Raw genomic sequence first — 7,756 nt, 5'->3', positions numbered from 1 at the left:
TGGTTTTTATCTAAAAGGGCTAAGGATAGAGACCAATCTAGAGTTAAACTATTAAGTAATATTATTATGGAGAAAGAGAGTGTCGTTACAGATTTGGAGAGTGCCTGTGTAGAGAGAAAAAATCAACTTAATAGGTTGATTGATGAGGGTATTGTCTGTAGACATCAGCTATTGCAAAAGTCAAATTTTCTGAGAAAAAAATCTGATGAGTTATATAGGGTTCAAAAGAGATTGGAAGAGGTTAAGAGTAAAGAGATTTTAGAAAAACCAAAAGAGAAAAATAGTAATGATAATCTCTTTGAAGAGATTAAAAAAATGGGAAATACCATAGAAGAAAAAGATAAAACTATAGCCATTTTAAAGAGTAGAGTTGAAGAATCTAAAGATGATAACTATATACATATATCCAAAGACCAATTTAATCAGATTGAAAAAAGATTAAAAGAGTATAAGAGTAGAGCGGATATGTTAGAAAATGAAAATAGTAAACTATTAGTACTACGAAGGTTGAGAAAAGAGTCTGGATTTTTAGAAGATATAAATCTTTACATCTCTAACATCAAAGAGGCAACTCTCTCAAATTTTTTAAAAAAAAGAGCAGAAGCTTAAAAGAGTTTAGATATAATTCGCCCCTAATTTCAAAATATAAGGACAGAAATGTTAGAAGGTATTACTAGAGAGAGTATCGGCTCAGCTTCAGCTAGAAGACTAAGAAGAGATGGTTATCTAACAGCTAACATCTATGCAAATGGTGTAGAGAATATTCAAGCTGCGTTTAAAAGAGGTGATTTTGTAAAAGCTGTAAGAGCAAAAGAGGGATTGACACTGAACTTTACAGTAGATGGTAAAGAGCTAAAAACAGTGATTCAAGAGTATCAACTGCACCCAGTAAATGGTGATGTTCGACATGTTGACCTTAGAGTTGCAGTTCCTGGTCAAAAGACAAATTTTCTTATTCCAGTGAAGACAACAGGTATCCCAAAAGGTATCAAAAACAAAGGTGTACTAATTCAGTCAAAAAAGAGAATTAAAGTAAGAGGAGCTATCGAAGATATGCCATCGAACTTTGTACTTGATGTTGAGGAGCTTGATAGAGATGACTCTATTCTTATTAGAGATATTGAAGCACCTGCAAATTGTCGTTTTATGGATAGAGCAGATGTTGCTATCTGCGGTGTTATTAAAGCAAAATAATGTTGTTAATCGTAGGTCTTGGTAATCCTGGGATACAATACGAACAGACACGGCACAACATCGGTTTTAGAGTTATTGACAAACTTGTCTCTGACTCTGGAGCTAGAGATGTCTCCAAAAACTCTTTTTTTGGAAAACTTTTTAAATCAAATCAAACTCTTTTTTTAAAACCAATGACCTATATGAACTTATCAGGTAGAAGTCTAATAGCTGTTAAGAACTTTTATAAAGTAGAATTGGATGATATTATCGTTATTCATGATGATATAGACCTACCTTTCTCTGCATTGCGTTTCAAAAAGGGTGGTGGTCATGGTGGTCACAATGGTCTGCGTTCGATTGATTCTACAATTGGAAAAGAGTATATCCGTGTGAGAATGGGAGTTGGTAAACCCGAACACAGAGGTCAAGTGGTGGATTATGTCCTATCTAACTTCTCCTTGGATGAAGAAAAAATATTGGATGATTGGATAGAACATACGGCGGAAGATATAAAAGAGCTAGAAAATAAAGAGCTAAATGAGGTGAAGTCACGATACTCTCTGAAAATCTTTAAAGGATAAAAGATGCTCTTTAAGTATATCGCTTTTCATTATCTGAAAAATATGCTTATCATCCTTATGGGACTCACAGGACTTTTTGCGGGTCTTGATTTTTTGATGAATGGTTCATCTCTTCCATCTTTTAATATTAAAGTACTCTATATCTTCAATAAGTGGCAAGAGTCACTTAATCTTCTTTACCCATTAGCAATTATCTTTGGTGGCATCTGGACAAAGATTATATTTATAAAACGAAATACAATGGGTGCTATATATGCTTTGGGTGTATCACGCGTAGAGGTTTTTAGACCGTTTCTATTTATCTCTTTGGCTACCTATCTGCTTTTTGTTGGGCTTAACTTTACCTCATTTGCAATAGCACAGGATACAGCAAAAGCATTGCACAAAAATGAGTACAATATTAAGAGAAGTGAAGACCTTTTTTTTAAATATAACAATAGTTTTGTCTATATAGGTTCACTACTTCCTTATGAGAAAAGACTTGAAAATCTTACTATTTTTGAACTAGAGGATGATAAAGTTATCAGAGTACTGAGTGCCAATAGTGCTAGTTATCATGATTCGGAGTGGTTAGCAGAGAGTGTAACTCAAAAGAGTAAGGCGATAGATATTGATGGAAATCCAATCCTAAAAATAGAGCAGATTGAGAGACTAAATACTCTAAAAGGTTATCACCCAAAGATATTAAATTCAATCTATGAGGATAAGCAACTTACTCTATATGAGAGTCTTATTGCAAAAAAACTACTTACTACACAAGGGGTAGGAACCTATAAAGTGCGTTCAGATATTTATGGAAAAACTGTTCTACCACTTTTCTCTATCGCACTTCTCATGATACTGATTTTTCGTTTCCCCTTTCATGCACGATATATGAATCTAGGTGGAACTACCATCAAAGCTTTGGGTGGAACGCTATTTACTTGGGGGGGTCTTTTTGCTCTACAACAGATGGGGGCTACTGCTGTGATTATCCCTGAATTGGCAACTATACTACCTATATCACTTCTTTGGGTATACGCGATTTATACTTTGGGAAAAGCAAAAAAGAGAATATAACCAAACTTTAGATAAAATCGCGTGAAATAACAATAATTAGGATTTAACTAAAATGAGTTTAGATATAAAAACACTAGTAGAGAAGTACAACACCCCACTATATGTATATGATTTTGATAATATAACGAGACGATATGAGGAGTTAAAAGGTGCTTTTGATGGGAAGAAATCTCTAGTGGCATATGCTGTTAAATCTAACTCGAATCTAGCTGTTATTAGACATCTAGCAAAGCAAGGGGCTGGGGCTGATTGTGTTAGTATTGGTGAAATCAAAAGAGCTTTGAAAGCAGGAGTGGAGAGATATAAAATCATATTTTCTGGTGTGGGGAAGAGAGATGATGAGATACGATATGCTTTAAAAGAGCAGATTTTGTTTATTAATCTAGAGAGTGAAGCTGAGATGAAACGAGTGGAGATGATAGCAAAAGAGTTTGATATGGAGGCTAGAATCTCTATTCGAGTGAATCCTAATGTTGACCCAAAGACTCATCCCTATATCTCAACAGGACTGCATGAGAACAAGTTTGGGGTTAGTATAGACTCTGCTAAACGGATGTATATCTATGCTAAAAAGTCAAAAAATCTTAATCCTATTGGGATTCATTTTCATATCGGTTCACAGCTCACAGAGTTAGCCCCAATCGCAGAGGCGTGTGGAATAGTTGCTGATTTGGTTCGTTCACTTAACGCTATTGATATTGACATTAAATTTTTTGATGTTGGTGGTGGACTTGGTGTGGTTTATGATAGTGAAGTGACTATCAAAACAGAGGCGTATGCTCTTGCTGTCACTCAGGCTATCAAAGGCTTGGATTTGACAATCGTTAATGAACCAGGGCGATATATGATGGCAAACTCTGGTATCTTCTTGACCAAAGTTCTCTATGAGAAGCAGAATGGTGAGAAGCGATTTGTGGTGGTTGATGGTGCTATGAATGACCTACTTCGTCCTAGTCTATATAGTGCCTATCACAAGATAGAGGCTGTTCAGAGAGATGGAGAGAAGAGTTTGGCTGATGTGGTGGGTCCTGTTTGTGAGAGTGGAGACTTTTTGGGTAAAGATGTTGAGCTACCGATTATGAATCACAATGATATTTTGGTGGTGCATAGTGCAGGGGCATATGGATTTACGATGTCTAGTAACTATAATACACGAAATAGGTCAGCAGAGGTGGCTTTGATGGGTGGAGAGGATTATCTGATTCGCCAAAGAGAAAATTTTCAAGACCAGATACGCCTAGAAGAGGCTTGTGATACAAGTTGGCAATCGTAGGGTCGGTAACACCGACCATCTGATATTAAATGGTCGGTGTTACCGACCCTACGCATAAATAAAGGAAAAAAGATGACACTTGATGAATTACGCATAGAGATTGACAATATAGATGACACGCTACTAAAACTTTATAATGAGCGTATGGACTTCGTTCATCAGGTGGGTGCGTTAAAGAACATAACAGGCGCACCAATCTATAGACCAGAGAGAGAACAGGCTATCCTCAATCGTCTCAAAGCACAAAATAGTGGAAAGTTAACGGACTCGGCAATTGATGCACTCTTTTTAGAGATGTTTACAGTGGCAAGAAATCTTGAACTGCCTGAGCGAGTAGCCTATTTAGGGCCAGAGGCTAGTTTTACCCACCAAGCAGCGGAGAGTAAGTTTGGGGCGATGAGTGCTTATCTTCCTATTAACTCTATCCAAGGTATTTTTAGAGAGGTGAGCAGAGGTACGGCTAAGTTTGGTGTGGTTGCGATAGAAAATAGCTCCAATGGAATTGTAAGTGATACTATCCACTCCCTTGATACTTATGACTTAAAAATCATCGCCGAGGTAGTGTTAGATGTGCATTTGGCTTTTGCAACGCTTAGCCCTGATGTCAAGGGAATTAAACGAATCTATTCAAAAGATATTGCATTTGGTCAGTGTCGTAAATTTTTGGAAGATTTGGGACTTGATGAGGTGGAGTATATTCCTGTTGAATCAACAGTTAAGGCGGTAAAACTATCACTAAAAGATAATGAGGCCGCGGCAATCTGTCCCAAAGTGGCATCCACACTCTACAAGTTGCCTCTACTTTTTGATAATATTCAAGACAGTGACAACAATAGAACACGATTTTTTATTATTAGTGATTTTGAAAACCTACCTTCAGGGGATGATAAAACCTCTATTTTGGTTCGATTGCCAAATACCCCTGGGGCTTTGGTCGAGTTCCTCAATGATTTTGAAAAAGCCAATATTAACCTCACTAAAATCAAATCTCATATTGTTGATGGAAAATCACTCTTTTTTATTGAGTTTAATGGACATCAAAATGATGTAGCGATTCGAGAGATTATCAAGAAACATGGAGATTGTATAAAAATACTCGGCTCTTATGTCAAAGAGGCAGATGATGTATAGAGGTAAAAATCTAAAGGATGATAATGAAGTTTAATGATGCGTTAAAAGATATAAAGATTTATGAAGCAGGAAAGCCTATAGAGTTGGTGGTTAGAGAGTTTGGAATCGCCCCTGAAAATGTGGTAAAGTTGGCATCCAATGAGAATCCAAAAGGGTGTAGTCCAAAAGTAGTTAAAGCGATTGCTGATAATGCACATAGAGCTTTTTTGTATCCTGATGATAGCTTTTATGAGCTAAAAGATGCTCTTGCCAAAAGATTTAATGTACAAGATGAGAATATTATTATTGGAGCTGGTTCTGACCAAGTGTTGGAGTTTATCTCACGGGCATTGCTTACTGAAAACGACTCGGTGCTGATGTCAAAAGTTACCTTTGCGATGTATGAGATATATGCAAAACAGATGGGTGCTAAAATCATCAGAACATCAAGTTATGAGCATAAGGTGGATGAGTTTATAGAAGCTTATCATAAACAGAAAGAGCAGGAAGAGAAACCAAAAATAGTCTATATCTGTACACCAAACAATCCAACAGGAGATGCAACGAGCAAAGAGGATGTTCTAAAAATCATTGATGCTGTTGACAAAGATACGATGGTAGTAGTTGATGGAGCCTATATGGAGTATGCCGCTGCAAAAGATGAGAAGTATAGAATTGAGCCAAATGATATTATGGGTTTTGATAATGTTATCTATCTTGGTACTTTCTCCAAGGCCTATGGTCTAGGTGGGATGAGGGTTGGTTATGGGATTGGGAATGCTCCTATGATAAAAGAGCTTTACAAGATGCGACCACCATTTAATATCTCGACTCTCTCATTAGTCGCGGCGATTGAGGCGTGTAAAGATGAGGAGTTTGTAGAGGAGTCTATCGCTCTTCATGCTGGGCAGATTGGACGATACGAAGTGTTTGCAAAGGAGAATGGGTTTGAGTATATTGAGAGTTATACCAATTTTATCACCTATCTTTTTCCTGATAGCATGAACTCTACAGAGATTTCTGATAGACTTTTCAAAGAGGGTGTGATTATCCGTAATCTCGCCTCATATGGGATGAATGCTGTGCGTATAACCATTGGAACTGTAAAACAAAATGATAGATTTTTTGAGATGTTTAAAGGAGTTGTTACTTGAGTAAATTTGGAGATTTAAAAACAAAAAGTATAGAAGAATTAGAAGAGATAGCAGAGCAAGTTCGCCAAAGAATATTGGAAGTTGTCAGTAAAAATGGTGGTCACCTTAGCTCTACTTTGGGTGCTACTGATATTATTGTGGCGATGCACGCTGTTTTTGATGCAGAGAAAAATCCATTTATCTTTGATGTCTCTCATCAATCTTATGCACACAAGCTTCTGACAGGAAGATGGGATTCGTTTGAGACTCTGCGACAGTTTGGCGGTATTAGTGGCTTCACTAAACCAAAAGAGTCGGACTCTGATTATTATATGGCAGGGCATAGCTCAACCTCCATCTCTCTAGCAACAGGTGCAGCCAAAGCGATTGCTCTAAAAGGTCAACAGGGTGAGAGAGTTCCTATTGCTGTAATTGGTGATGGGAGCATGAGTGCAGGAATGGTTTACGAGGCGATGAATGAGCTAGGGGATAGAAAATATCCTGCCATTATTATCCTCAATGACAATGAGATGAGTATAGCTTCTCCCATTGGTGCTGTGAGTCGTATCCTATCTCAAACAATGGCATCTCCGTTTTATCAAAAGTTCAAAGCAAAGACAAAAGAGATGCTCGAACATCTGCCAGATAGTGCGACCTACATGGCAAAAAGAGTGGAAGAGTCATTTCATCTCATCACCCCTGGAATCATGTTCGAGGAGTTGGGGTTGGAGTATATCGGTCCTATTGATGGTCACAATATTACCTCACTAATCGAGACGCTAAAAATCGCAAGAGATATGAAACGACCAGTGATTATCCATGTTCAGACCACCAAAGGAAAAGGCTATGAGGTTGCAGAGGGGACAGGAAAAGAGCATTGGCATGGTGTTGGAGCTTTTGATGTCGCTACAGGTGACTCTTTGAAAAAATCAGCTCCCAAAGCCTCTACAGCTATCTTTTCAGAGACCTTAGTTGAACTAGCAGATGAAGATGAGAAAGTAGTCGGTGTCACAGCAGCAATGCCAAGTGGAACAGGGATGAGTGGAGCATTGGAGAAGTATCCTGAACGATTTTGGGATGTGGCAATTGCCGAGCAACACGCTGTCACTTCTATGGGAGCGATGGCAAAAGAGGGGTTTAAACCTTTTTGTGTCCTCTACTCTACCTTTTTACAGCGAGGTTATGACCAGATAATCCATGATGTTTGTCTAATGAATTTGGGCGTGGTATTTGCCATAGATAGAGCAGGACTTGTGGGTGAGGATGGAGAGACACACCAAGGAGTATTTGATATCTCATTTCTCCGAGCTATTCCAAATATGACCATCTTTGCACCCTCATCAGATGAGACAATGGTAAAAGCGATGAGATTTGCCAAAGACTTCCCAACACCTTGTGCATTTAGATACCCAAGAGGGGCATTT

At 37.9% G+C, this 7,756-nt stretch carries 8 protein-coding genes; all 8 read left to right on the top strand.

The window, feature by feature from the left end:
* Positions 1-609, top strand: a 609-nt coding sequence (locus GSY74_RS08255; protein WP_223157512.1) for a hypothetical protein, incomplete at its 5' end; no start/stop codon positions are given.
* Between the two features lie 48 nt (positions 610-657).
* A complete protein-coding gene (locus GSY74_RS08250; protein ID WP_164664628.1) occupies positions 658-1,194 on the top strand; it encodes a 50S ribosomal protein L25/general stress protein Ctc in 537 nt (178 codons plus the stop codon).
* A complete protein-coding gene (gene pth, locus GSY74_RS08245) occupies positions 1,194-1,757 on the top strand; it encodes an aminoacyl-tRNA hydrolase (protein ID WP_188108707.1) in 564 nt (187 codons plus the stop codon). Before GSY74_RS08250 ends, pth begins: the two co-directional genes overlap by 1 nt.
* Positions 1,758-1,760: 3 nt before the next feature.
* Entirely contained in the window at positions 1,761-2,816 is a 1,056-nt protein-coding gene (locus GSY74_RS08240) for an LptF/LptG family permease (protein WP_164664627.1), read from the top strand.
* Between the two features lie 52 nt (positions 2,817-2,868).
* Positions 2,869-4,089, top strand: a complete 1,221-nt coding sequence (gene lysA / locus GSY74_RS08235; RefSeq protein WP_164664626.1) for a diaminopimelate decarboxylase — start codon at positions 2,869-2,871, stop codon at positions 4,087-4,089.
* Positions 4,090-4,161: 72 nt separating this feature from the next.
* A complete protein-coding gene (gene pheA, locus GSY74_RS08230) occupies positions 4,162-5,220 on the top strand; it encodes a chorismate mutase (protein WP_164664625.1) in 1,059 nt (352 codons plus the stop codon).
* Between the two features lie 23 nt (positions 5,221-5,243).
* Positions 5,244-6,353: a histidinol-phosphate transaminase gene (hisC, locus tag GSY74_RS08225; RefSeq protein ID WP_164664624.1), complete on the top strand. Its 1,110-nt coding sequence runs from the start codon at positions 5,244-5,246 to the stop codon at positions 6,351-6,353.
* The coding region (dxs, locus tag GSY74_RS08220) for a 1-deoxy-D-xylulose-5-phosphate synthase (protein ID WP_164664623.1) at positions 6,350-7,756 on the top strand (1,407 nt) is incomplete at its 3' end. The genes hisC and dxs, both read left to right, overlap by 4 nt.

The sequence above is a fragment of the Sulfurovum sp. bin170 genome, assembly GCF_010892395.1.
GTDB lineage: Bacteria > Campylobacterota > Campylobacteria > Campylobacterales > Sulfurovaceae > UBA1140.
Note: the sequence above shows the minus strand (reverse complement) of the source record. Positions and strands in the feature narration are given on the sequence as shown.

Bases quoted from the DNA above. Each gene is read 5' to 3' on its own strand.
- GSY74_RS08250 (WP_164664628.1), top strand. From the start codon at position 658: ATGTTAGAAGGTATTACTAGAGAGAGTATCGGCTCAGCTTCAGCTAGA.
- pth (WP_188108707.1), top strand. From the start codon at position 1,194: ATGTTGTTAATCGTAGGTCTTGGTAATCCTGGGATACAATACGAACAG.
- GSY74_RS08240 (WP_164664627.1), top strand. From the start codon at position 1,761: ATGCTCTTTAAGTATATCGCTTTTCATTATCTGAAAAATATGCTTATC.
- lysA (WP_164664626.1), top strand. From the start codon at position 2,869: ATGAGTTTAGATATAAAAACACTAGTAGAGAAGTACAACACCCCACTA.
- pheA (WP_164664625.1), top strand. From the start codon at position 4,162: ATGACACTTGATGAATTACGCATAGAGATTGACAATATAGATGACACG.
- hisC (WP_164664624.1), top strand. From the start codon at position 5,244: ATGAAGTTTAATGATGCGTTAAAAGATATAAAGATTTATGAAGCAGGA.